Annotated in this window: 25 protein-coding genes and 1 tRNA gene; 25 read left to right on the top strand and 1 reads right to left on the bottom strand. The window is 43.2% G+C overall.

All coding sequences use genetic code 11. The annotated features are described in order from the left end of the window. The 15 genes from HUJ19_RS01970 to astE all read left to right on the top strand — a co-directional run. Positions 1 to 206, top strand: a 206-nt coding sequence (locus HUJ19_RS01970; RefSeq protein WP_290621929.1) for an RNA-binding S4 domain-containing protein, incomplete at its 5' end; no start/stop codon positions are given. A 146-nt stretch (positions 207 to 352) separates the two neighbouring features. Next, complete coding sequence (locus tag HUJ19_RS01965; protein WP_290621927.1) at positions 353 to 670, top strand: hypothetical protein; 318 nt, start codon at positions 353 to 355, stop codon at positions 668 to 670. A gap of 281 nt (positions 671 to 951) precedes the next feature. Continuing rightward, complete coding sequence (locus HUJ19_RS01960) at positions 952 to 1,725, top strand: hypothetical protein (RefSeq protein WP_290621926.1); 774 nt, start codon at positions 952 to 954, stop codon at positions 1,723 to 1,725. A gap of 135 nt (positions 1,726 to 1,860) precedes the next feature. After that, positions 1,861 to 2,448 carry a hypothetical protein gene (locus tag HUJ19_RS01955; protein ID WP_290621925.1) on the top strand — a complete coding sequence of 196 codons (588 nt, stop codon included), beginning with the start codon at positions 1,861 to 1,863 and terminating at the stop codon, positions 2,446 to 2,448. A 106-nt stretch (positions 2,449 to 2,554) separates the two neighbouring features. Then, a complete protein-coding gene (locus HUJ19_RS01950; RefSeq protein ID WP_290621924.1) occupies positions 2,555 to 3,505 on the top strand; it encodes an amidohydrolase family protein in 951 nt (316 codons plus the stop codon). Positions 3,506 to 3,859: 354 nt separating this feature from the next. After that, positions 3,860 to 4,207 carry a DUF6249 domain-containing protein gene (locus tag HUJ19_RS01945; RefSeq protein WP_290621923.1) on the top strand — a complete coding sequence of 116 codons (348 nt, stop codon included), beginning with the start codon at positions 3,860 to 3,862 and terminating at the stop codon, positions 4,205 to 4,207. Further along, positions 4,200 to 4,736, top strand: coding sequence for a sigma-70 family RNA polymerase sigma factor (locus tag HUJ19_RS01940; RefSeq protein ID WP_290621921.1), 537 nt, complete (start codon positions 4,200 to 4,202; stop codon positions 4,734 to 4,736). Before HUJ19_RS01945 ends, HUJ19_RS01940 begins: the two co-directional genes overlap by 8 nt. Further along, positions 4,733 to 5,032: a hypothetical protein gene (locus HUJ19_RS01935; RefSeq protein ID WP_290621920.1), complete on the top strand. Its 300-nt coding sequence runs from the start codon at positions 4,733 to 4,735 to the stop codon at positions 5,030 to 5,032. Before HUJ19_RS01940 ends, HUJ19_RS01935 begins: the two co-directional genes overlap by 4 nt. A 68-nt stretch (positions 5,033 to 5,100) precedes the next feature. After that, entirely contained in the window at positions 5,101 to 6,621 is a 1,521-nt protein-coding gene (locus tag HUJ19_RS01930; RefSeq protein ID WP_290621918.1) for a serine hydrolase, read from the top strand. Positions 6,622 to 6,810: 189 nt separating this feature from the next. Continuing rightward, a complete protein-coding gene (locus tag HUJ19_RS01925) occupies positions 6,811 to 7,857 on the top strand; it encodes a hypothetical protein (protein ID WP_290621915.1) in 1,047 nt (348 codons plus the stop codon). Between the two features lie 214 nt (positions 7,858 to 8,071). Then, positions 8,072 to 8,148 (top strand) — tRNA-Arg (locus tag HUJ19_RS01920). A gap of 552 nt (positions 8,149 to 8,700) precedes the next feature. Further along, positions 8,701 to 9,168 carry a hypothetical protein gene (locus HUJ19_RS01915; RefSeq protein ID WP_290621913.1) on the top strand — a complete coding sequence of 156 codons (468 nt, stop codon included), beginning with the start codon at positions 8,701 to 8,703 and terminating at the stop codon, positions 9,166 to 9,168. A 358-nt stretch (positions 9,169 to 9,526) separates the two neighbouring features. Next, positions 9,527 to 11,032 (top strand): DNA recombination protein RmuC, encoded by a 1,506-nt coding sequence (locus tag HUJ19_RS01910; protein ID WP_290621912.1) that lies wholly within the window; start codon positions 9,527 to 9,529, stop codon positions 11,030 to 11,032. Positions 11,033 to 11,041: 9 nt separating this feature from the next. Further along, entirely contained in the window at positions 11,042 to 11,896 is an 855-nt protein-coding gene (locus HUJ19_RS01905) for a M23 family metallopeptidase (protein ID WP_290621910.1), read from the top strand. Between the two features lie 10 nt (positions 11,897 to 11,906). Beyond that, a complete protein-coding gene (gene astE / locus HUJ19_RS01900; RefSeq protein WP_290621909.1) occupies positions 11,907 to 12,935 on the top strand; it encodes a succinylglutamate desuccinylase in 1,029 nt (342 codons plus the stop codon). 207 nt (positions 12,936 to 13,142) lie between these two features. Here astE and HUJ19_RS01895 read toward each other — a convergent pair whose 3' ends face one another. Next, positions 13,143 to 13,964, bottom strand: coding sequence for a pyruvate, water dikinase regulatory protein (locus HUJ19_RS01895; protein ID WP_290621907.1), 822 nt, complete (start codon positions 13,962 to 13,964; stop codon positions 13,143 to 13,145). Positions 13,965 to 14,107: 143 nt separating this feature from the next. Here HUJ19_RS01895 and ppsA point away from each other — a divergent pair, with 143 nt between their 5' ends. The 10 genes from ppsA (at position 14,108) to dinB (ending at position 23,756) form a co-directional block, all read left to right on the top strand. After that, positions 14,108 to 16,477: a phosphoenolpyruvate synthase gene (ppsA, locus tag HUJ19_RS01890; RefSeq protein ID WP_290621905.1), complete on the top strand. Its 2,370-nt coding sequence runs from the start codon at positions 14,108 to 14,110 to the stop codon at positions 16,475 to 16,477. Positions 16,478 to 16,604: 127 nt separating this feature from the next. Continuing rightward, entirely contained in the window at positions 16,605 to 16,991 is a 387-nt protein-coding gene (locus tag HUJ19_RS01885; protein WP_290621904.1) for a hypothetical protein, read from the top strand. A gap of 149 nt (positions 16,992 to 17,140) precedes the next feature. Beyond that, entirely contained in the window at positions 17,141 to 17,581 is a 441-nt protein-coding gene (locus HUJ19_RS01880; protein WP_290621902.1) for a GNAT family N-acetyltransferase, read from the top strand. Between the two features lie 12 nt (positions 17,582 to 17,593). Continuing rightward, positions 17,594 to 19,234 carry an AMP-binding protein gene (locus HUJ19_RS01875; protein WP_290621900.1) on the top strand — a complete coding sequence of 547 codons (1,641 nt, stop codon included), beginning with the start codon at positions 17,594 to 17,596 and terminating at the stop codon, positions 19,232 to 19,234. A 41-nt stretch (positions 19,235 to 19,275) separates the two neighbouring features. Further along, positions 19,276 to 19,527, top strand: coding sequence for a GlsB/YeaQ/YmgE family stress response membrane protein (locus HUJ19_RS01870; RefSeq protein ID WP_290621898.1), 252 nt, complete (start codon positions 19,276 to 19,278; stop codon positions 19,525 to 19,527). A gap of 116 nt (positions 19,528 to 19,643) precedes the next feature. Then, positions 19,644 to 20,165, top strand: coding sequence for a glycine zipper 2TM domain-containing protein (locus HUJ19_RS01865; protein WP_290621896.1), 522 nt, complete (start codon positions 19,644 to 19,646; stop codon positions 20,163 to 20,165). A gap of 26 nt (positions 20,166 to 20,191) precedes the next feature. After that, positions 20,192 to 20,485 carry a PepSY domain-containing protein gene (locus HUJ19_RS01860; protein ID WP_290621895.1) on the top strand — a complete coding sequence of 98 codons (294 nt, stop codon included), beginning with the start codon at positions 20,192 to 20,194 and terminating at the stop codon, positions 20,483 to 20,485. A gap of 73 nt (positions 20,486 to 20,558) precedes the next feature. Further along, positions 20,559 to 21,233, top strand: a complete 675-nt coding sequence (locus HUJ19_RS01855; protein WP_290621893.1) for a response regulator transcription factor — start codon at positions 20,559 to 20,561, stop codon at positions 21,231 to 21,233. Continuing rightward, positions 21,230 to 22,585, top strand: a complete 1,356-nt coding sequence (locus tag HUJ19_RS01850; RefSeq protein WP_290621892.1) for an ATP-binding protein — start codon at positions 21,230 to 21,232, stop codon at positions 22,583 to 22,585. Before HUJ19_RS01855 ends, HUJ19_RS01850 begins: the two co-directional genes overlap by 4 nt. Before the next feature lie 64 nt (positions 22,586 to 22,649). Next, the gene (gene dinB, locus HUJ19_RS01845) at positions 22,650 to 23,756 is read left to right on the top strand and encodes a DNA polymerase IV (protein ID WP_290621891.1); all 1,107 of its coding nucleotides are present in this window, start codon (positions 22,650 to 22,652) and stop codon (positions 23,754 to 23,756) included. The last annotated feature ends 16 nt before the right edge of the window (positions 23,757 to 23,772 follow it).

Raw genomic sequence — 23,772 nt, 5'->3', positions numbered from 1 at the left:
CAGTAGAAATTACAAAAGAGCCTGTTGAGCTCTACAAAATACTAAAGTTCGAGGGCATTGTAAGTAGTGGCGGCGAAGCAAAGGCTGTAATCGATGATGGCCTAGTTTTAGTTAATGGTGAGATAGAGAAGAGAAAACGAAAGAAAATAATGTCAGGTGATGTTATTAAATTTATGGATGACGAATACAAAGTTTTACTGAAATAGTCGTAATTAATTCTGCTATGAGAATACTTAAACCTGCTTCGGAAGGTTTTTTATGCCTGAAATTTGTGAGCAACTAAAAGGTTTAATTGACCTGGAAGGTGTGTGTGACGTAAAGTTTGTTGATGTTCAAAACATTTGGAATACATATGGAAGATAAAGTCATAGAAGGAATAGTGATTGGTGCATCTGGTGGTGCGATCGCTGGGATCACTGTATATTTAATCCAATATTTTCACCAGAAAGCCATTAACTTCATTGAATCAAAGAGAATAAGAAATTGGCTTAAAGAAAATACAAGTAAGAATCAGTGGAGATCAACAAGGGCTATAGCTAGCTGGACGAACCTTTCTGTTGAACGAGTTCAGTACTTGTGTTCCCATGACCCCAAAGTAAGGCTTTCCACCGCGGAAAAAGAAGATATGTGGGCTTTAAGAAGTAAAATTCCAGAGCCCACATATGAGTAAAATGCTTAAAAAGCGCAAGCAAGCCTGCCTATCAGTCTCGACTCGTTACGTTCGCGCTTGTAAAGGGCGTTGCATTAGAGGTTGTGAAAGTATCTGAAACTTCTACAGAACACGAGAAATTAGCTCGGAATACTTATACAGACAATTTTGTATCGGGATGTGTTGAAATTAATGTGGTCGATGTGGTCAGTGTGCATTGACTTCTATTCTGCTCTATTTTTAACTTTGCTTTGATTCGTTTATGCTGACTCTAACTAATCATAAAAAAATTGGAGCATTCTATGACTAATATCATTGAAAATTCTTGTGCGGAGTCAAAATTATGTTCAGCAAGTATTTGTAAATTTATTTCCATTATATTTTGTATTTGCTTTTCTCTAGATTCTCTGGCAAAACCTAAAAGCTACCAAAGTTTACTTATGAATGAACCTGCTTCTTTGTTAGATATATCTCTTTTCAAAGCTCGCCTTGAACTAGAGGATTACATACAAAAACACCAAGTCGAAACTATCAGCATCAATGACTTAGAATCATTCGATTGGTTGGTTAGGTCAAAATATCATCATGAATACAATTATAGTGAAAGTAAGAGAGGCACTATCAGGTTTGATTGGAATTCAGGCTCTTTTCTATATGAATTTAAAATGCTATCAGCGATAGCAGTCGACTATAAGAGATACAAAGATAAAATAATGCAAGAGCATTTTGAAAGAAGTGGCTTATTGGATATAACTCAGAATAACTTTTCACTTTTATGTTCAGACTTGTTGATTCAGGCAGCAAGTCAGTTGCATGTAGCACCATACTTGCATGAAGGTTACACAACAAAAGGAGAGCAAAGTCTTCCAGATTATGATCTCCTTTATAATAAGTTCGAAAGAGATACCCAGTATTCGTACGTCATAGAGATACTGTATCTGAAAGAGCCACTATCAGTTAAGTGTGTGTTAAATGGTCCAGTCTCTACAATTTTAAAAGAAAACTTGAAGTCGGTCAGATATGAATATGATGGTCCATGGCATAACCTTAAGAAGATGTTAATGACTAGTAATTAATGGAGGAAGAACCGAAATTACTGGACACCCATAAACTATCAATTAATGAGAATTAAAAGACCCAGAGTCTAAGCTACCAGCTCTTAATGTTCTTTGCCATAATAAAGGGCCGTCTTTATCAGGAGTTGAGCCGCGATGAAATTTCTTATCATGCTTTTGTTGCCATTTGTTTGGGGTTCGCAAGCCGTTAATGCTGCAGGGGTTGGTGACTGTGTGTATTGCTCTTATCAGCTTGTTGCGGTAAGCCTCCCCCCTAGTAGCGACTATGCTGCCACGGTTAAAGCCAATCAGACCGAGGCTGATACAGTGAGGTTTACTGATGATCAGCAGGTGCTTTTGTGCCGAAACTTTATCTCTAATGGTTTCAATGCGCTTAAAGAAACTTTTCAAGAATTAGGCTCAAGTATTGAAGAAGGCTATCACCATGTAACCTGTGAGGATGGACGCGAGGACCTCTTAAAGTTTAGACAGATGAATCCGAGAGGCAGAGCTGATTTAGCAGCCTTCATTCTTTATTATAAAAGAGAGTTAAATCGTGAACAGGACTTGGTGGAAATCTTTAATACGGTGACGCCTGGGCCAAAGGTTCCTAACGGCACATTAATCGATTTTATCGAATATTATAAGAATATTGAGCAATCAAATGCTCACGCTATTAGCGAGTACGAGCGCATGATCACTTTGCTTCGTCGTTTTGGTGCTAAAAAAGCTAGTGAACTATGATTCTTTTTGTAGAGTGCTTTATTCTTCTAAGAGTAGGTAGTTCAATATAGACTTCCTACCCAGTTATTGCTATTTTGGCTAAAGTTTGAACAAAGGGAGTTGTGTTATGACTAAACTTTATCTGTCTGCTTTTTTGTTTCTCTTCTTGTTTAGTGTTTCTTCGTATGGCTCAGAGCGCTACGATGGGCCGATTATTGATATGCATCTTCATGCCTATGATGACCAAACCTATTGGGGGCCAATACCACATTTCCGCACTGGCAAGAAGTCGCCACCGTCTGCCACAGAGTTTGAGTCAGAAATGATTCGAACATTGGATAATAATCGTGTAGTTTTGGGTATGCTGTCTTCAACCAGCGTTGAGCTTTCAAAGCATTGGGACGATAAATATCCAGGTCGTTTTTTAAAAGGTTTGAATTTTAATGATCCAAGTAATGAGCTTTCTGAGAAAGTATTTGAGGAACATATTCAAAAGGGTAATATCGAAGTTGTTGGGGAGGTGATGGCTCAGTATCATGGTTTATCGCCTTCTGATGATAAATATAGTCCTTACTGGAAAATAGCAGAGCAGCATGGGGTTCCTGTCGGCATTCATACGGGAGAGGGGCCAAGCGGTATTGTTTATCGATCGACTCCCAAATTCAGAGTTAAGCTGGGTGACCCGTTATTGCTTGAGGATATGCTCGTTGAGTTTCCAAAGTTAAAAGTCTACGTCATGCATGCGGGTGGTTTTTTCTATCCAAGAATGTTGCAGTTGATGCAGATGTATCCCCAGGTTTATGTTGAGGTAGGTGTGCTGGGTCATGTTAAGCAGCATCGCGACATGGAAACCATGAAGAAGTTTATACAGGGAGCCAAGACTATGGGTTATCTGGATCGAGTTATGTTTGGCAGCGATCAGATGGTATGGCCGGATGCCATTACTGACTCTATAAACTTTGTGCAAGAGATGGACTTTCTGACCGTTGAAGAAAAACAGATGATTTTTTATGACAATGCGGCGAGGTTTCTCGAATTAGATCAAGAAACCATTAAAAAGCACAAAGCTCAATTTTAATAAGCATAGTGATGGTTAATATCTTTTGTGGTGTGCCAAGGCACACCCTACAACTATCATTCGCCCTTAAACCTGTCTCTTCAGATGACCTAAATCAACCAACCCGCCATTCCCTGCAAAATTCTATTGCTACTTCTCCGCTCGATTCTTACTATGAAACAAGAATGTTTGATTTTTAACTAGGAATCTGACAGTTAGAAGGCTAATTGCCCAAGATAAGCATGCGTTGAGTTTATGGAGTAAGCTCATATCAATTAAATAACTGGCGGCTTGCATCTAATTCTGCCGTTTGATGTGTCTTAATATGTACCCACATGAATTTATGACTATATATTTAAATCTATAGGAGTGTTTATGTCTGACCTTTGGATTCCTATTACCGGAATGCTCTGTATAACTGCTGGAGTTATTGTCTATCTGATGGTTACTGTGCGTTATAAAAAGCAGTTTCAGCTTATTTTGAAGCAGCACCTCGAAAATGGCGGTACTTTGTCTCCAGATTTACTTGAACAGCTTGGAGCCGTGCCGACTAGTTCGCGCAGTGATTTGAGGAAAGCGCTGATATTGCTTGCTCTTGGATTGGGGTGTTTGGCGGCTGGTTGGTTTGCTGGTGTGTTCAATCTCGGCGCTGTATTTGGGGTTTTTCCATTGTTTCTTGGTGTAGCATTCTTCGTTTCTGCTTTCCTTAGCAACAATGAATGATCAGGCGTTAATCGCTCGTGTTCTGTTGGATAATGACCAACATGCATTTGCAAGCCTGGTAAGAAAGTATCAGCACCCGATACGTCATTTTCTGCGACGTTTAACATCAGGCGATCACTCATTAGCAGACGATCTGGCGCAAGAGGTATTTCTTGCCGCCTACACAAAGATGCAAAGCTTTCGTGCTGAATCGAGTTTTGGCACCTGGCTACATAGTATTGCTTATAGAATGTTCTTAAACGACAGGCGTAAAGCTCACTATACCCGGGAAGTTTCTTCGGAGCTTGTAGAGCCTTCCACAACCCATAACGCGGAACAAGATATTTTAGTAGAACGCTTGATGTCACATTTATCGGTAGGGGAGCGAACCTGTGTGACTTTAGCTTACAGCGTCGGAATGAGTCATCAGGAAATCGTTGAAATTACGGGTATGCCACTAGGAACTGTTAAGTCACACATTAATCGTGGAAAACAAAAGCTTGTAGAGCTGGTAAATAGTAATCAACCACAGAAACGGAGCTCATTATGAAGTTATCAACTGAACAGGACTTCCAACAATTGCTCGAATACAGTGATTATTTAGATGGTGCTAACTTTGTAGAGACAGTACAAAGTAACATAAAGAAACAGCAACAAATACGACAACGTATATTAGCGATTGCGACTTTTTGTGCGGCGCTGGTTGTATTAGTTATTGCTATCATGAGCGGTTTCCAACTTTGGCTACCACTTATTGAGTTTGCACAAAACTCACCCTATTTGTTCACAGTTGCTTTAACGTCAATTGTGGGATTTTCATTTTTTATAAGGCACAGTAAAATCTAGTTGTTTGCATCTAATGCATAACGTTCTTGTTTCTAAATTATAACGATAATTTTATATTTAGGAGCACAATGAACATTCTAACTACAGCCATGCTTAGCATGGTTCTATTGTTGCCAGCCTTTCCAGGCAGCGCTACGCCTTATACCGAGGATGCACAGAAGCGTGTAGAGCAGCACTTCCCAAAAGCAATTGAAACACTTTATAAAGATTATCGCTTACAGGGTGATTTATTAATTGCAGTCGTTGACGCTGATGGATTGCGTTATGTTTACACGCTAAACCCAAAGGGAGCTAATTCCGAAAAAAACGGACTGACAGTTGAAACACCATTCCTAATCGCTTCGCATACTAAAGCATTCACAGGGACGCTGGCAACAATTCTACAGCAACAGGAAAAGTTTGATCTAAAGGCATCCTTAGACCACTACTTATCTGATGTGATTTTGGACTCAAGGGTTGCTACGGATATGATTACCATTGAAGATCTATTGAGTCATACTGCTGGATTCACCAGTGTTTTACATACATTCAAAACTGCATTTTTGGGATATGCGAGTGACGCCAAGCTTATTGAGGCATTAAATGAGGAGATGTTGGTCGTAGCCCCGGGAGAGTTTCGTTACTCTAATACTGGCCCCATCCTTGCTGCAATGGCAATGGAAAAAGCCACAGGCAAGAAGTGGCAGGAGTTAATGAAGCAAGAGCTATTTGAGCCATTAGAAATGCACAACACCAGTTCATATCTAAGTGATTATCCTCCATCGGAAATCTTGCCCAGTATTGAAGTGGCTAGCGATGGTCAGATACTTCGTGCCGATTTATATAAGACCGATAAAACATTACATGCTGCAGGCGGGACAGTATCTACTCTTGCAGATATGGCGAAATGGATGCAATTTAACCTCGAGAAAGGCAAACGATTAAATCTATCACCTGATTTCTTCACCTCGCTGCATGAGTCAATAGTTGCTCAAGATAAGCGCTACTTTACCTATAACAGACGCGGTTATAGCTTAGCATGGGACATTGCGGACTATCATAATCAAACGATATTAACTCGATTTGGTGGCTTCGGAGGAGTAAGTTTCCATGCTTCCTTTATGCCAAGTGAGCAATTGGCAGTTATTGCTTTCTTTAATGATGAGCGTGGTTATGTCCTACCTCATTTGGCAGCAAATTATCTCTACAACCTGGTGCTAGAACCTTCTGAAGCTAAAGCTCGTTATTCAAAAGAACTTGATAGCTTTAAGAGAAGTTTTGAAAGAGAAAGTGGTCGTGCGTTTAATCGTGAGAAGCTCGCATTACTGAGTAAGGATTGGCAGAAATTATTAGGCGAATATCAGTCTGATAAAAAATGGCCATCAATTGAGTTCTTTGCAAAAGGCAGTCATGTGTGGATGCGTTGGGGTGACTTATCAGGACCGCTTGTTAGTAGCCCCAGTGAGCAACACACCTATACTGCCGCTCTTGGTCCTTTACGAAGAATCATTACCATCAAGAATGACTCTAGTGGTTCGGTACACATAAAAAACGGAAGTATATTTTTTTACCGGAAAAGAGAGAAAGGATTGCCCCCCCACAAACTTTAAACAGCTATTTAGACTGTTCAAAACCTGCTTCGGCAGGTTTTTTTGTGTTTGTATTTTATGAATGATGGTACGATTCTTGAATCACGAGCGTTGACTAAAAGGGTAGGCGTGCGTAAAGTTTTTGGATGCCCGCAACTTTGTACTTTCCAAGTTTGTCAAAACAGATCAGTCCATTAAAGAGTAACTAATATGAGTAGACAATTTATAATCTTTATTTTCCTAACTCTTTTATCTTTCAGTGGACAAGCAAAGTTGTTACTAGAAATTCCAGACGAGAAGGCTTTAGATAACGAAGAAGTTCAGGTGTTTTTACCATCCTCTTACAACACATCGGGCGACAGGATGTACCCGGTAATTTATCTGCTTGATAGTAGTCCATTCTATAAAGGTGATTTTGCAAAAGAAGGTGTTGAGACTATACGTCAGCTTGAGCTATTACATGATTTCCCAGAGACTATCATTGTTCATTTAAAGTTTGAAAACCTTTATCAAGCGGTGACAACAAAAAGAAAAGTACTCAATAGCTGGTTTCAATATGTTGTCCAGCCTGAGTTTAAAGAACAATATCGAGCATTGAATAAGTCAGTATTCATAGGATTCTCTTATAGTGCTGCCTGGACTTCAGCAGAGTTGGCTTTGTCTGACTCCCAAATTACGGAATTGATTAGCGTATCCCCCGTTTTTGATTCAATTAACTATGTTCAATTACCTGCGAAGGAGATTAGTAACGTATCTAATTTAACTATAATTTATGGAAATGAAGAAGCTCGTATGATTGAGACCTTCGAGCCTATCTGGGAGAAATTAGGTTTAGATAAACGGGTGAAAGTATATACTTTGGAACAAGAAAACCATCAGTCTGTATATCTTCCTGGACTGCGTAAAGGCTTGCTAAAAGCTTTTAGAGACTATCAAGGGCCAAGTTATAAGCAGCTGGCTTCAGAAAGCTGGACTCCCGCAATGGTAGATGAGTACTTCGCGTCAAGGTATGAGCATTATAATGTAAAGTCTACATTGGAAGAGCTCTCTCACTTATCGACTATGATCGCTAAGACTCTTACAGAGCGGGGTGACTTAGTTCTGGCCAAACAACATTGGAATAGAAGTAACTCTCCTCATAAACGTTATTTTATTGAGCAGATTTCTGACAAGCTGAAGGCTTCGGGACAAATTGAGTTGGCAGATAAAGTAACTAAACTGGCCGATAGTGTAGAGCTTCATGATGAAGAAGAATAAAGGGCTAAAAGCAAGGTAAGAAGAGCTTTCGGTTACCCCAAGAAAACGGTAAGATTTAAGCCTTGGTTGATTTGCGAACGTTTTGTATTGTTTTTCACCAAAAACTGTTTATAAAACAGACTGTTAAGCTAAAAACTGAAATATTCAGGAAAAATTTACAAAAGGCCGTTGACATATTACAGTCTGGTGGCATAATACCGCCCGACAACGAGATGCGCATGTAGCTCAGCTGGATAGAGTACCTGGCTACGAACCAGGCGGTCGGAGGTTCGAATCCTTCCATGCGCGCCATTATTCGAAAGGCTTCCCTTAAACCGGAAGCCTTTTTTCGTTGTGGCAAAGGAAATGATGAGAACCTCCGAAGGAGTTCGACAAAGCACGCAGTGCTTTGAACGTTGGAGGCGATAGCCGACGACGGCCCGAAGGGCAAGGAGCGTAGCGACGCAGTAATCCTTCATCGGCCCGATCCTCTGCCTTAAAAGTCACTGGATCCCGCAGTCAAGCCGCGGGATGACATGAATTGGATTCACCCAGTCTACGATGCTGGGATTCGCGCTGCTCATCGCCAGCCTACAATTAGTCATTATCACCAGAGTGAACCGGTTGGGAGCTTGTTATGTTGTTGAAGCAGGGGCTGCCGAGGGGGATACGAAATAGGGTAAGAAGGAATGTTTTCGTAGGCTGGTGATGCACCCCTAGGGCAGGACCAACGAAGTGAATCCCAGCAATTAGAAGTTATGTTTGATTATTTGGGTGAACGCCATTCGCCCGACGGCATTTTGACTTTAAGGATAAAGGTTTCTACTATTCGGGGTGTCTTATAATAATTAAAGGGAATGAATAGTGTCCATCATAAAAAAGCACCTTAATCTCATATTGCTTTTAGTTATAGCTGCATGTGCTGCTTTAATCTTCAATAAGCTAAAGGACGAGGGGCATATCAAAACCTATACGACTTGTGTTTCCTCAGCAAAAATTGTGGTTAATAATGACTCTGGAAACTTGAAGGCTATTCACTATGTTTCTCGATGTAATGACTCCGCAAAATTACAAAATAATATCTATATTGAAGAATCAAGCGGTGCCAGTCGGGACTTGGTGTATCAAGGATATTCTGAACAACCAGCCAATTTGTATTTATTTTGGGATGAGTACGATGGTTTATATGTATCAGGTACCGAATCTGATGTGATTACTTCAGCTAAAAGACACTTCTCCCAATATCGAGTTGAGTATTTGCCATTGCGACAGTTGAGGGTTGCGCTGGGAGAGGCTTACTCGAAGTATAAAAATATGCAGTTGGCAAACTAAGGTTAGGACTAGTCCGTGGTAAGTGACCGAAGGGAGTGTCCTTGGTACCGCGGGATGACAGGATTAAACCTTAAAGGCTCTCAAAGAAGCATCGCTGGGATTCACTTTGTTGGTCCTGCCCTAGGGGTGCATCGCCAGCCTACAACGAGCCATTATCGGCAGGGTGAGTTGCTTGAGTAGCTTATCCAGCTTACGCGGCTACAGTCGCCTCTATGGAAGTGATGTCTTGGTGGGGCAACTCAATGTGGTTGCCCGCTGACTTGCAACTGCTTATAAATCCCGCTTTTGATGGCTGGCCTTGTGTGTATAATAAGTGCCTAAGTTCAGTCAAACTATTACAACTACAAGCCTACTATTCATGTCATTACAAACTCTTTGGAACAATTATCCGATTGAAATCATCCTGTTAGTGATTATTGTCATTCTGGCGATTGCCTTTATGGCCGCGATGATTCGGCAAAAAAATACCTTTAAGCAAATTCTGGATGACATGTCGATTTCCCGCGATCTGTTAAAGAGCATGGACTCTCGACAAAATCATGCGTTTGAGCAAACCAAAAACGATTTTAATCGTTTGGTGGAGCAGAACCAGCGTGCGTCTGAAAGCATTGTTGAAAAGCTGGCGGGTAATCAGGTTAAGCTTTCTGAGTCGTTCCAGCAGTTCCAGAGCCTGGTGCAGGGTGGTTTTAACAAATTCAGCGACAACCTCGGCCAGAAAGTTAGCGACAACACGGTGAGTCAGCAGAAGGAGTTGTTTCAGTTTAAGGAAACTCTGCAGAAAAACATCCTGCAGTTGAAGGATCAGATCGAGCTGAATCAAAAAGAAGCTTTGACCATGCTGCAGGAACAGTTCCGTCGCGGTATGAAAGATGTTCGTGAGGAAATTACGCTTAACCTTAAAACTCAGGCTGAAAACTTTGAGAAAAACATGACGGGGTTGACCAAGGCTACGGATGAGCGCCTTAAAGAAATCAGCGGTCAGGTTGAAAAACGTTTGGCTGATGGGTTCGAGAAAACTACTCAGACCTTCCAGGATGTTTTAAAACGTTTGGCATTAATTGATGATGCGCAAAAGAAAATTACCGAACTGTCCAGCAACGTGGTGAGCTTGCAGGAGATTCTTGCAGATAAGCGTTCACGTGGTGCTTTTGGAGAGGTGCAGCTTGAGTCGCTGGTTTCTAATGTGATGCCTTCTTCTAACTACAAATTCCAGCATACATTTAGTAATGGCAAAATTGTTGATTGTGCTTTGTTCCTGCCAGAGCCAACGGGTGTTATCGGTGTCGATGCTAAATTCCCATTAGAAAATTACCAGAAGATGGTTGATGTCGAGCGCTCTGCGCCAGAGCGTGATCAGGCGCATAAAGCTTTTATTAAAGATATTAAAAAGCATGTTAATGATATCGCCAGCAAGTACATCATTGAGCGTGAAACGGCGATGGGTGCAGTAATGTTTATCCCTGCGGAAGCGGTCTTTGCTGAAATTCATGCCCATCACCCTGAGCTGGTTGAGTTTGCTCAGCAACAAAAAGTCTGGATGGTTTCGCCAACCACCATGATGGCCTTGCTGACTACGGCTAGCGCGGTTCTTAAAGATGAGGCGACGCGTAAGCAGGTGCACATTATTCAGGAGCACCTCGGCATGCTTTCTAAAGACTTCGATCGTTTTAGAACACGCATGAATAATCTGTCGCGCCATATTGATAATGTTCGTAAGGACGTTAAAGAAGTGACCACGTCCGCCAATAAAATCAGTAGTCGTTTTGAGAAGATTGAGCAGGTTGAGTTGAACCATGAGGATCATGAGCACTCTATAGAAGTGGCGGCCACTGCCAAGCTCGAAAACAAGAAAGATTCTGAATAGGTTGATGAAATGAAAAAATTGTTTGTTTTGGTTTTATTATTAATGGCTGGTTTTAGCGTTTCTAAACTGGCTGCTCAGGAGCCTTTGATATTGTCATTAAAAGGTGACTTTACTCAGGGTGGCTTAGTCATTGGTCAGGCCGTTCCAGGCTCAAAAGTCGAGTTTGAGGGTGAGCCAATCAAGGTTTCCGAAGACGGACACTTTGTGTTCGGTTTTCATCGTGATATGCCTGAAAAGGCCACATTGGTTGTGTCGAAAGGTGAACAAAAAGAAACGCAGCCGATAACTGTTCGTAAACGTCAATATAACATTGAACGGATTGATGGCTTGCCACCTTCAAAAGTAACGCCTCGCAAGCCCGAAGTACTTGAGCGCATTAAGCGTGAAACGGCACTGGTTGTAAAAGCTCGCCAAGAAATTACTGATTTGAAATATTTCATGCAGGATTTTATCTGGCCAGCAAAAGGTCGCCTGAGCGGTTTTTATGGCAGCCAGCGAATTTTAAATGGCGATCCGAAACGCCCCCATTTTGGTGTTGATGTTGCAGCGCCAACGGGTACTGAAGTTGTTGCCCCGGCCGATGGGGTTGTTCGTCTGGTACATCCTGATATGTTCTTTTCTGGCGGTACCATTATTATTGATCATGGCTTTGGTGTGAACTCGACTTTCCTGCATTTAAGCAGTGTTGATGTAGAGGTTGGCCAGCAAGTTAAGCAGGGCGATTTTATTGGTCGAATTGGCGCGACCGGTCGGGCTACAGGTCCACATCTTGACTGGCGCTTAAACTGGTTGAGCCATCGTCTGGATCCCCAACTGTTAGTTCCTCCATTTGAAGAAACAGAAACTAAAACAGGATCTAAGTAGCACAATACTTATGTTAACGACACAAGATTTTAATACCTTTAATTTTATCGATTTTGTTCGCCAAAACCCTGATCAGCATGAATGCTTTGAATTAGATATTGAGCAGGGTAAAGCTGTCTTTCATGACGCAGGTATCATCGAGTTTAAACCTGGTCAAGTCAGTGATCAGTATGTGTGCCTTTCCTGTGGTGTTCACGGTAACGAAACAGCACCCATGGAAATTGTCAGCGACATGGTGCGTGATATTCTGGTCGGGACGCAGACTCTCAAGGTTAATCTTTTGATTCTGCTTGGTAATCCCAAAGCCATGATGCAACAGGAGCGGTTTCTGGAGTTCAATCTGAACCGCATGTTTAATCATCATTGGAAATCCTATCTTGAAGCCGACCCCCATTGCTACGAAGCTTTGCGCGCGAAGCGACTGGAAGAGGCAGTAAAAGATTTCTTTGAACAATCACCTGATAATGCACGTCGTTACCATTACGATCTGCATACGGCAATCCGCGCTTCCAAGCATCAACGCTTTGCCATCTATCCTTATCTGGATGGGCGTGAGCATAAGGTTGAACAGTTAGCTCTCATGCAGGATTGCGGAGTGAATACTGTGCTTTTATATCACAAACCAGGTTCGACTTTTTCTTACCACACCAGTCACCACTTCAAAGCAGATGCTTTTACAGTCGAGCTGGGTAAGGTAAAACCTTTTGGTGAAAATAACCGTACAGATTTTGAAAAGGCTGAAACCTGTTTAAGACAGCTGGTCGCCAATAATTATCACTTTAATAATGACCGCGTGATTGATGATATGAACCTTTTTGCGGTCAAAAAAGAGTTGCTGCGGGTTTCCGACGATTCACACCTTAATGTGGACGATGATCTGGCTAACTTTACAGAGTTCAAGCAGGGCGTTGAGCTGCTGTCAGATCCTCAAGAGCCTTATGTCATAGAGTCGGATGGTGAGGCGATTGTTTTTCCAAACAACAAGGTTCCGATTGGACAGAGAATGGCTCTGTTGATTGAGCCGGTTAGCTTAGGTTGATCCTTGCAGAAGTTCGGAGAGATTTTATAGCACGTCATTGCGAGCGACTTAACGGAGCGTGGCAATCTAGCTTAAAAGGTTTCAGTAGTAAAGTTCACGAGATTGCCACGTCATTCGGTCAGAGAACTGACCTCATGACTCGCAATGACGCGCTTTTAATTGACTCGTCAGAGTTAGCTCGATGGGCTATTTTCAGAGACAGTTACTTTAAAAAATCCTACGCTGGATTTCTTTATCAGCCATAATTTTCACTGCCAGCTCTTCCACTGAACGTGAAGTGGTATCAATAAAAGGGATCTTTTCCCGTCGATACAGAGCTTCCACTTCACGAATTTCCAACATACATTGATTCAGCGCTGCATACTTACTGTTAGGTCTCCGTTTGTTGCGGATCTCATGTAGCTGCATTGGGTCGATGGTCAGGCCGTAGAGTTTGTGCTTATTCTGTGCCAGTCCGGGCTTGAGCTTAATATTCGGCAAGTCTTCGTCGGTAAAGGGGTAATTGGCGGCAAAGATACCAAATTGCATTGCCATGTAGAGTGATGTTGGGGTTTTGCCACAGCGTGACGGGCCGACCAGAATGATATCTGCCTGATCATAATGCTTGGTAGTTGCACCATCATCATTGTTTAAAGCAAAGTTCACTGCGCTCATACGGGTGTCGTAGGCCTGGCGATCATCGGTTGAGTGTGATTTACCAACACGAAAGGAGCTGTGGACGCCGAGCTCCTGCTCTAGTGGACCAATATAGGTGTGGAAGAAATCCACCAGCAGTGCATTGGCAGTGGTAATAATGTTGCGGATCTCAGGTTTTACGATGGTTTCAAAGACAATCGGCTTGTGTCCGTCACGGATTGCAGTTTGATTAATGCGCGTGACAGCTGCATTGGCCTTATCCACATCATCAACAAACGGAATGGTGTGATAGGTGAATTTCACATCATTTTCGAACTGGGAAGTTAGCGATTGGCCCAGCATTTCAGAGGTAATACCGGTACGGTCGGAAATAAAAAAGACTGTGCGTTTCATATTTGCTCATTTATCAGTAAAATAGCGGCCACAAAGACCACTTTGTTCGTGAATTTAAGCATTTACGCTCACTATCGGCAAGAACATCAGCCAAAAATGGGCGGTTTGCGGTAATTCCAAATTTATAAACTGGAGATAGAACCTTGGATAAATACGTACTTTGGTATGACCAACTTGGTATGGGTGACGTTGAGCGCGTTGGCGGTAAGAACGCGTCACTTGGGGAAATGATTAGTAACTTAAGCAATATGGGCGTTAGCGTTCCTAACGGTTTCGCGACAACAGCCGATGCTTTCCGTGCTTTCCTTGAGCAAAGTGGCTTAAATCAACGCATCAACGAAGAGTTAGCAAACCTTGACGTTGATGACGTGACCAAACTTGCTGAAGTTGGTGCCAAAATACGTGGCTGGGTGATGGATACTCCATTTATTCCAGAGATGGAGCAGGCTATCACCGAGGCTTATGCCAAATTAAAAGCTGATGCCAATGATGATTTTGCCGTTGCGGTCCGCTCATCAGCTACTGCAGAAGATTTACCAGATGCCTCATTCGCAGGCCAGCAAGAAACTTTCCTTAATGTTCGTGGTTTAGACAATGTCATGAAAGCGCTGAAAGAAGTGTTTGCATCATTGTTTAATGATCGAGCGATTGCCTATCGTGTCCACCAGGGTTTCGAACACTCTTTAGTCGCGCTTTCTGCCGGTGTGCAGAAAATGGTGCGTAGTGATATTGCAGCCAGCGGCGTTATGTTCACTATGGATACTGAATCAGGCTTTAATGATGTGGTTTTTATCACCGGTGCCTACGGTCTTGGCGAAACGGTTGTGCAGGGCGCGGTCAATCCTGACGAATTTTATGTGTATAAACCTGCCTTGGCTGAAGGTCGTCAGTCAATCGTACGCAAAACGCTTGGTGGTAAAGCCATCAAGATGATCTACACCAATGATACGGATCACGGCAAGACCGTTGAAACCGTTGATGTTGATGTTAATGAGCGTATGCAGTTCTGTATTAACAACGCAGAAGTTCAGGAACTTGCCAAGCAGGCTATGATTATTGAGCAGCATTACAAGCGCCCAATGGATATCGAATGGGCCAAAGATGGTGCTGATGGTAAGATTTATATCGTTCAGGCACGCCCAGAAACGGTTAAAAGCCGTTCTGATAAAAACATTATTGAGCGCTATCGTTTGAAAAATACTTCTGACGTGGTTGCTACCGGTCGTGCCATTGGCCAGAAAATTGGCAAGGGTAAGGCCCGTGTTATCAGCTCGATTGACCAGATGGCAAGTGTGCAGCCTGGCGATGTCTTAGTGACAGACATGACTGATCCGGATTGGGAGCCAGTGATGAAGCGTGCGGCGGCGATCGTGACCAATCGTGGTGGCCGTACCTGCCATGCAGCGATTATTGCGCGTGAGCTGGGAATTCCAGCAGTTGTAGGTTGCGGTGATGCCACCGACCGTATTAAAGATGGGGTTGAAGTGACCGTATCTTGCGCCGAAGGTGATACCGGTAAGATTTATGCTGGTCTACTGGATTTTGACGTGAGCAAAGACTCGGTCGAAGATATGCCTGAACTGCCGTTCAAAATCATGATGAATGTGGGCAATCCTGATCGTGCTTTCGATTTTGCACATCTTCCGAATGCCGGTGTTGGCCTGGCTCGTCTTGAGTTCATCATTAACCGCATGATCGGAGTGCATCCGAAAGCATTGTTGGATTACGACAAACTCGAAGATGAAAGCCTCAAGAAAACCATTGCTATGCAAATGGCAGGCTATCCAAATCCTAAAGAATTCTATATCAGCAAGCTGGTTGAAGGTATTTCAACCATTGCCTGTGCTTTTGCACCAGAAAAAGTCATTGTTCGTATGTCTGACTTTAAGTCGAACGAGTATGCGAATCTCATTGGCGGTCACTTATACGAGCCGCATGAGGAAAACCCAATGCTTGGCTTCCGTGGTGCTTCTCGCTACATCTCCGAAGAGTTCCGTGAGTGCTTCGAGCTTGAGTGTGAAGCGATTAAACGTGTGCGCAACAAGATGGGCTTTAACAATGTTGAAGTGATGATTCCATTCGTGCGTACTTTGGGCGAAGCTGAGAAGGTTATTGAGCTTCTTGCAGAGAATGGCTTGCGTCGTGGCGATAACGGTCTACGCGTTATCATGATGTGCGAGCTGCCTTCGAATGCTATTTTGGCTCAGGAATTCCTCAAGTTCTTTGATGGCTTCTCAGTAGGTTCCAATGATTTGACTCAGCTTTCATTGGGTCTGGATCGTGATTCTGGCATTATTTCTCACCTGTTTGATGAGCGTGATCCTACGGTAAAGGTGTTGTTAGCCAATGCCATCAAGGCCTGTAAAAAAGCCAATAAATACATCGGTATTTGTGGTCAGGGTCCATCGGATCACCCTGATTTGGCCAAATGGCTGATGGAGCAGGGCATTGATAGTGTGTCATTAAATCCTGACACAGTTCTCGAAACGTGGCTTTTCCTGGCGAAAAAGTAATCTAACTTGTTGTATTATTTATCGCTTGAGCAATAAATGCTGTATGTTTGTTGCTCAAGCATTATAAAAGGTTATGAAATTTTTTGTGACTTTACTTATAAGTAAATAATCCGAGGAGGAGATAGGAATGAAACGTTTAGCTATTGCACTTTTAGCATCAACACTGGCGGTTGCTTGTAGCGATGATAAGCAAGAGTCAGCGAAAGATGAAGCGCAGGAAGCTGTTGAATCAGTAAAAGAAACTACCGCTGATGCTGTCGAAGCGACAGAAAAAGCGGTTGAAGACACTGCCGAAACAACTGAAGAAACTGTGACTTCATTGCAAGAAGCTGCTGAAGAGAATTATGAAGAAACTAAAGCAGAAGCTGAAGAGATGGTAGATGAAGCTAAAGCAGAAGCAGACCAGATGGTTGATGACGCTAAGGCAGAAGCAGAAGAAATGATGCATTCAGCGGAAGAAGAGCTTGAAGAAGCTGAAGAAGAAGTTGAGGAAAAGACTGGGGACGACCAGTAGTTAGCTTCTGATTTTGTTTATAAGATCTGACGAAAGCCACTCATATGAGTGGCTTTTTTTATGGCTACGGTTTTGTTGGCCAAGCTGGCCTCAATAGGATATAAAATATAGTCGGAAAAACCTATTTTAACTTTTGTAAGTGAGCAGCTATGTACCAAACCCAAGTGGTTCCGCTTGAATCAATTATTCCATTGAGACATAAAGTTTTACGACCTGGCCGACCGGTAGAAGAGTGTACTTATAAAGAAGATCTGGCCGAGGGGTGTTTTCATGTGGCGACTCTTGAGCAGGGAAAGGTTATTGGGATAGCATCTTTTTATCCCGAATCACATCAGCTTGCTGCATCGAGTAATGCCTGGCGCTTAAGAGGCATGGCTACGGATCCAGATTATCGCGCTAGAGGACTGGGGGCGCAGTTGCTGATGTATGGTATGGATTTATGCGCGAAAGCTGGCGGCGATGTGCTTTGGTGTAATGCCCGTACGGAAGCGGTGCCATTTTACAGCAAGCTTAATTTTGTTATAAAGGGAGAGGAGTTTCAGATCGCTGGGATCGGGCCTCATTACTTCATGTCAAAAACATTAGTATAAAGAGAATAATTTATGAGTCAGTCACAATTAGAATCAACCCTAAAAGCCTTCTACCACTGGGAAACCGTTGCTGCCGACCAAGTTTTTCTGCGACAACCTTTTGGCAATGACTGGAAAGAATATAACTGGCATGAAGTTGGGCAGCAGGTCCGTAAAATGGCTCATTATCTTAAAACCAGCTTGCCGCCAAAAAGTAAGGTTGCGATTTTATCGCTAAACTGTTCACACTGGATTATGGCAGATCTGGCCATTATGATGGCAGGCCACATATCCGTGCCCATTTATCCAACCGCTGGTAAAGAAACCATTACTACAATCCTGGAGCATAGCGAGTCTAAACTGCTGTTTGTCGGAAAGCTGCCGGATTGGCCATCGAAAAAAGAAGCTGTAGCTGATGATTTACCTAAAATCAGCTTCTATCAACCTCATTCTGGTATTAAAGAGTGGGATGAAATCATTGCTGAAACTGAGCCGATGGCTGAGTCTCCAGTTCCTGACCTGGATGAGTTGGCGACTATTGTCTATACCTCGGGCACAACTGGCATCCCGAAAGGCGTCATGATCGATTATCGTGCCTTGTCTAATGGTGCTGCAGCGGCTGCTCAATTCGTCGATATTGGCCAGGAACGTGCCTTCTCATACTTGCCGCTTGCGCATTGTGCAGAGCGTGAGCTAACTGAAATTATCAGTATTCATACTGGCAGTGTTATTTCCTTTACCGAATCCCTAGACCGTTTTCAGGACAATATTGTATCTGTCCGACCAACCATATTCTTTGGCGTGCCTCGAATCTGGCTTAAATTTCAACAGGGAATCGAAGACAAGGTGGGCAAAAGGAAGCTTTGGCTTTTACTAAAGCTACCTATTATTAAAAATATTATTCGAAAAAAAGTATTAAACGGATTGGGGCTGGACCAGGCCAAAATTGTTTTATCGGGTGCTGCGGCCTTACCTAGAGCAACCATGGATTTCTTTGATAGCCTTGGATTAGAAATTTGCGAGGCTTATGGCCTGACTGAAACTATGGCATTTTCTCATGCCAGTAAACCGGGTTGCCGCAAAAAGGGCTCGGTTGGTGTGGCCATGCCGACAGCGGAAGCTAAAATTGCTGATAACGGAGAGATATTATTAAGAAGCCCCTGCTTAATGAAAGGCTATTATAAAGAACCGATTAAAACCTCTGAGGTTATTGATGAAGAGGGTTACTTTCATACAGGTGACATAGGGACGATTGATGACGATGGTTTCCTGTTTATCACTGGGCGGGTCAAAGACATCTTCAAAACTTCAAAGGGTAAATATGTATCACCTGCGCCGATTGAAGCGAAACTGGAGCCTGAGCTTGGCGTTGAGCATTTGTGCGTTGTTGGCGATGGGCTTCCATCACCGGTTGCCATTGCTTCTATCCATGGCAAAACTATAAAAGATCGTGCTGCATTTACCCAGGAAACCGAACAGACTTTGCAGAAATTGAATAACCAGCTTGAAAAGCATGAGCGCCTGGCTAAGCTGATTTTTGTGGATGAAGCCTGGACCACTGAAAATGGCTTGATTACACCAACTCTAAAGACTCGTCGTCAGCAGGTGGAAAAACATTATCAGTCGCTAATTGAAAAGCACTACAAGAAGCAAGAAATGATCATCTGGGACTGATGAGTCATTTTACGATAGATCAATAACTGAAGGAGTATATTATGGGATTTTTGACGTGGATTGTTGTTGGTTTGATTGCTGGGCTTTTGGCCAAAGTGATTATTCCTGGTGCTAGAAACGAAGGTATCATAATGACGATTGTGATTGGAATTATTGGTGCCATCCTTGGTGGCTATGTTGGTAGCTTTTTCGGTTTTGGAGAAATATCAGGCTTTAATATCAAGACCTTATTAACTGCTACCCTGGGTGCTGTTATTCTGCTCGCTCTGCAACGAATGTTTGCTAAAAAGTAATCCATTCCTATTCAATGCTGTCGATTCAGACAGCATTCAGCTACACCTTTCTACACTTACCTTAAAGTTAAGGAACCTGCATAGGTAGGCTCCGTCCACAATCAGAGGTATTGTGCATGAAAAAATTATTTGTTTTAACAACTATTCTGGTTAGCCTTGGTATGGCTAGCGTAGCTAATGCACGTGACGATTATCGTTATTATGATGATGTACGTTATGCGCGTGCAAAAGTTGTTCATGTTGAACCTGTTTCCGGTTATAGCGAAAGTCGATATCCAAGAGAGCGCTGCTATATGGACAGCTCAGATAGAGACCGTCGCAAAGGCTCGATTGTAGGAGCGGTCGTTGGTAGTGTCGTTGGCTACAACTTGGGCGGTGATCGTGGAGAGAAACGCCTTGGTTCGGTGGCTGGCGCGGTGGTCGGTTCAGCGATAGGTCAATCAGTTGCTGATAAAGGCCGAGACAGTCGTTATCGCTGTGAAAGGGTCGAAGAGCGATATGGTCATGCTGCTATTATTGGCTATAATGTCACCTACAAGTACAAAGGCCAGCGCTATACTACCTTCATGGATTATGATCCCGGACGCTGGGTTGATGTAGAAGTTAGTGTAAGACCTGGTCGTGGCTATAGACACTAAACTCATAGCATTTATTAAAGGTTATTATGAAATATATATTGATCGTTATTTTGGCAATGTCGGCATTGATGTTTCAATCAGCAGAAGCTGCCGGCATTCGCATTGACACAAAAGTTGAGCGTGAAGAGCAGGCTGCTTGCGTTCCAATCGGCAAAAGTGCTGCCATGAGTGCCGTTGCCCGCAAAACGGACGGCCGCGTGTTGTCTGCTTCCCTTAACATGAATCGCAAGCCGCCTGTCTATCGGGTGAAGGTTTTAAGCCCAAATGGTCGAGTGAGTCATGTGTTGGTTAATGCCTGTAATGGTCGAGTGATCCGTTAACGGGTTTTGATGTTAAGAACAAAGCAAGTTGATTGAGCATAAAATTGTGATATGGAATGGGGTGGAATAGGGTATGAAACTGTTACTGGTTGAAGATGATGATGCATTGCGTGAACAATTGGTTAGTGCATTAAAGGCGCAGAATTATGTGGTGGAAGAAGCGCCTAATGGCGAAGAAGCCTTATATCTGGCGCGTGAATATCAATTTGATCTGGGAATTTTCGATTTGGGGCTGCCTGACATTTCAGGCATGGAAGTGATTTCGACACTACGTGATGAAGATGTTCAGTTTCCGGTGCTAATTTTGACCGCGCGCGGTCATTGGCAGGATAAGGTGGACGGCCTGGCAGCTGGTGCTGATGATTATCTGGTTAAGCCGTTCCAAACCGAAGAATTACTGGCCCGCATTAATGCCTTGTTACGTCGCGCCTCCGGTTATGCAAAACCTGAAATTGTTAAAGGTCCGATTACGCTGAACAGCTTGAAGCAGGAAGTTAAGGTCAATGGCGAAGTTATGGATTTAACTGCTTATGAGTATAAAGTTCTTGAATACCTGATGCTCAATCCAGACAAAGTGGTTTCTAAAACCGAGCTCACCGAGCACTTGTATGCCCAGGATTATGATCGTGACTCAAACGTGCTGGAAGTTTTTGTTGGACGTCTGCGTAAGAAAATTGATCCAGATGGCACCATTAAGCCGATTGATACTTTGCGTGGTCGTGGCTATCGCTTAAGAACGGATCTGTGAGTTTGAATCACTCCTACTCATTACAGAAGCGAATATTATTAAATACCAGTGTCGTGCTGGTATTTTTTATTGCTGCCATGAGTTTCATTTTGTTAAACACATATAAGGCCGGTATTCGGCAGGCAACCTTTGAGCGACTGTATGCGCAATTTTATAGTTTGCTTTCGGTAGCTGATCAGCTCGAGCCTGGTGATCTGTTCCTTCCCGAAGAAATTCCCTCCGATAAACGCTTTAATCAATACGGTAGCGGCATTTCGGCGCTGGTTTATGATGAAACTGAAAGTTTGATCTGGCAATCCTTATCAGCGACCTATGAAATTGAGCAGGGGAAAATCCCTTTACCATTATCGCTGCCGGGCGAAGCAACTTTGCAGTCAATTAGCCTGGGCGAGGAAGACTTTTTCCAGTTTCACTATATAGCGGAGTGGGAGTCGGAAACAGGCGAGGTGTCGCTGTATCATTTTGTGGTTCTTGAGAACAAACGACCATTCAATCAGGTTATAGAAACCTACCGTAATACTCTTTGGATGTGGCTTGCTGGATTGGCGGCTTCGTTAATTTTAATTCTGTTTGTGGTTCTTCGCTGGACTCTGAAACCTATTCGTCAGGCCGTTAAGGAGTTACGTAAAGTTGAGCAGGGCGTATTGGATAAGCTCTCTGATCGCTATCCGCAGGAAATCAGACTGTTAACCCATAACATTAATCGTTTTATTAGCAATGAGCGTCATCAAAGTAAGCGCTATAAAGAGACCCTGGGAAATTTGGCGCACAGCCTGAAAACACCGTTGGCGGTTATGCAGGCGGCACTGCAAAACGAAGCAGAAAAAAAGGATCTGGAACGTATTTGTGGCGAACAGCTACAACGCATGAATCAGATTGTCGGTTATCAATTACAGCGTGCTACCAGCGGCCCGCAGGTGATGATGAAATCCATGTCATTAAAACCTGCGATTGCAAAGCTGGTGAAGGGGCTGGAAAAAGTCTACGCACATAAAGGCATTAGCATTCAGATCGACATGTCTGATGGGGTTAAAGTGTTACTCAATGAGGGAGACCTCTATGAGATTTGTGGTAACTTGCTGGACAATGCCTGCAAATGGGCTAAGCAAAACGTAAAGGTCAGTGCTCAGCAGCAGGGCCTTAAAACTATCATTATCATTGAAGATGATGGCCCAGGGATTGCGGAAGAGGTTCGCCAGTCGGTACTTTCTAGAGGCAAACGGCTGGATGAGTCTGTGGAAGGGCAAGGCATAGGGATGTCTGTGGTTAAAGAAATTGTCGACGCCTATCGTGGGGATATTGAGATAGATACGAGTCAATTGGGTGGTGCTTTAGTCAAACTGACTTTCTAAATAATAATCCGTCATGCTTCGGGCATAGTGTAAACTGTCCTTTTGTATAATCTTAAATGATCAGATGTCTCAAGCAGATTTGAATGAATCAGTCCGTAAAATTATCCATGTTGATATGGACTGTTATTATGCGGCTATTGAGATGCGGGACGATCCTTCTCTGAAAAATCAACCCATTGCAGTCGGTGGTTCGCCTGATAAACGCGGCGTCATCGCCACCTGCAATTATGAAGCCCGTTCTTATGGCGTCCGTTCTGCAATGCCATCTGCCTACGCCAAGCGTCTCTGTCCAGGGCTGATTATCGTACCTCCGAACTTTGATAAGTATCGTCATGATTCAAAAGTCATTCGCGAGATCTTTGCTCAATATACGGACCTGATTGAGCCATTATCGCTGGACGAAGCCTATCTGGACGTTACCGATTGTAATGAATATAAAGGTAGCGCAACCTTCATCGCCCAGGCTATTCGCTATCAGATCTACGAGAAATTACAGTTGACAGCATCTGCCGGCGTTGCACCGAATAAGTTTCTGGCCAAAATTGCCTCAGACTGGAACAAGCCTAACGGCCAGTTTGTGATTACCCCGGAAGAAGTGGATGACTTCGTTAAGCAACTACCCGTTGCAAAAATCCATGGGGTCGGTAAAAAAACCACTGAAAAGCTGCAGCGTATGGGTATCGAATCCTGCAAGGAGCTACGTGAGATTGACCTGCTGACTCTGAGTAAAACTTTCGGTAGTTTTGGCCAGCGACTGTATGAGCTGGCGCGAGGCGTAGACCATCGCAAGGTGATTACCCATTATCCAAGAAAGTCGTTAAGTGTAGAAAATACTTATGACCAGGATCTGGTAACGCTCGAGGAGTGTCTTGATGAGCTGCCTTATTTATTGCAAACCTTAAAACGACGGGTTGCCCGTTCTGGGGTCGGCGCTCCGGTTAATAAGCTCTTTGCCAAGCTTAAATTCAGCGATTTCACCGCCACAACCGTTGAGCGAACCAGCTTTGGAATTAACGATGATCTGTTTTACGAATTGATGGAAGAGGGCTTTCATCGGCGCGAGAAATCAGTTCGCCTGTTGGGGATTGGGGTGCGATTTCAGGCTGCCGAATCCACTAACTTTATTCAGCTGCCCTTAGAATATAGTGACTTAGAGGATGATTTTGGGTAGTCTAGCCAAGCTTTTT

The sequence above is a fragment of the Kangiella sp. genome, assembly GCF_014762745.1.
GTDB lineage: Bacteria > Pseudomonadota > Gammaproteobacteria > Enterobacterales > Kangiellaceae > Kangiella.
The sequence above is the reverse complement of the archived record's forward strand: the minus strand, read 5'-3'. Positions and strand labels throughout refer to the sequence as shown.

Excerpts from the sequence above, each read along its gene's own strand:
- HUJ19_RS01940 (WP_290621921.1), top strand. The coding sequence starts at position 4,200 with ATGAATGATCAGGCGTTAATCGCTCGTGTTCTGTTGGATAATGACCAA.
- HUJ19_RS01935 (WP_290621920.1), top strand. The coding sequence starts at position 4,733 with ATGAAGTTATCAACTGAACAGGACTTCCAACAATTGCTCGAATACAGT.
- HUJ19_RS01960 (WP_290621926.1), top strand. The coding sequence starts at position 952 with ATGACTAATATCATTGAAAATTCTTGTGCGGAGTCAAAATTATGTTCA.
- HUJ19_RS01910 (WP_290621912.1), top strand. The coding sequence starts at position 9,527 with ATGTCATTACAAACTCTTTGGAACAATTATCCGATTGAAATCATCCTG.
- HUJ19_RS01925 (WP_290621915.1), top strand. The coding sequence starts at position 6,811 with ATGAGTAGACAATTTATAATCTTTATTTTCCTAACTCTTTTATCTTTC.
- HUJ19_RS01905 (WP_290621910.1), top strand. The coding sequence starts at position 11,042 with ATGAAAAAATTGTTTGTTTTGGTTTTATTATTAATGGCTGGTTTTAGC.
- HUJ19_RS01865 (WP_290621896.1), top strand. The coding sequence starts at position 19,644 with ATGAAAAAATTATTTGTTTTAACAACTATTCTGGTTAGCCTTGGTATG.
- HUJ19_RS01930 (WP_290621918.1), top strand. The coding sequence starts at position 5,101 with ATGAACATTCTAACTACAGCCATGCTTAGCATGGTTCTATTGTTGCCA.
- dinB (WP_290621891.1), top strand. The coding sequence starts at position 22,650 with ATGTCTCAAGCAGATTTGAATGAATCAGTCCGTAAAATTATCCATGTT.
- astE (WP_290621909.1), top strand. The coding sequence starts at position 11,907 with ATGTTAACGACACAAGATTTTAATACCTTTAATTTTATCGATTTTGTT.
- HUJ19_RS01945 (WP_290621923.1), top strand. The coding sequence starts at position 3,860 with ATGTCTGACCTTTGGATTCCTATTACCGGAATGCTCTGTATAACTGCT.
- HUJ19_RS01860 (WP_290621895.1), top strand. The coding sequence starts at position 20,192 with ATGAAATATATATTGATCGTTATTTTGGCAATGTCGGCATTGATGTTT.
- HUJ19_RS01895 (WP_290621907.1), bottom strand. The coding sequence starts at position 13,964 with ATGAAACGCACAGTCTTTTTTATTTCCGACCGTACCGGTATTACCTCT.
- HUJ19_RS01880 (WP_290621902.1), top strand. The coding sequence starts at position 17,141 with ATGTACCAAACCCAAGTGGTTCCGCTTGAATCAATTATTCCATTGAGA.
- HUJ19_RS01885 (WP_290621904.1), top strand. The coding sequence starts at position 16,605 with ATGAAACGTTTAGCTATTGCACTTTTAGCATCAACACTGGCGGTTGCT.
- HUJ19_RS01870 (WP_290621898.1), top strand. The coding sequence starts at position 19,276 with ATGGGATTTTTGACGTGGATTGTTGTTGGTTTGATTGCTGGGCTTTTG.
- HUJ19_RS01950 (WP_290621924.1), top strand. The coding sequence starts at position 2,555 with ATGACTAAACTTTATCTGTCTGCTTTTTTGTTTCTCTTCTTGTTTAGT.
- HUJ19_RS01855 (WP_290621893.1), top strand. The coding sequence starts at position 20,559 with ATGAAACTGTTACTGGTTGAAGATGATGATGCATTGCGTGAACAATTG.
- HUJ19_RS01965 (WP_290621927.1), top strand. The coding sequence starts at position 353 with ATGGAAGATAAAGTCATAGAAGGAATAGTGATTGGTGCATCTGGTGGT.
- HUJ19_RS01955 (WP_290621925.1), top strand. The coding sequence starts at position 1,861 with ATGAAATTTCTTATCATGCTTTTGTTGCCATTTGTTTGGGGTTCGCAA.
- HUJ19_RS01875 (WP_290621900.1), top strand. The coding sequence starts at position 17,594 with ATGAGTCAGTCACAATTAGAATCAACCCTAAAAGCCTTCTACCACTGG.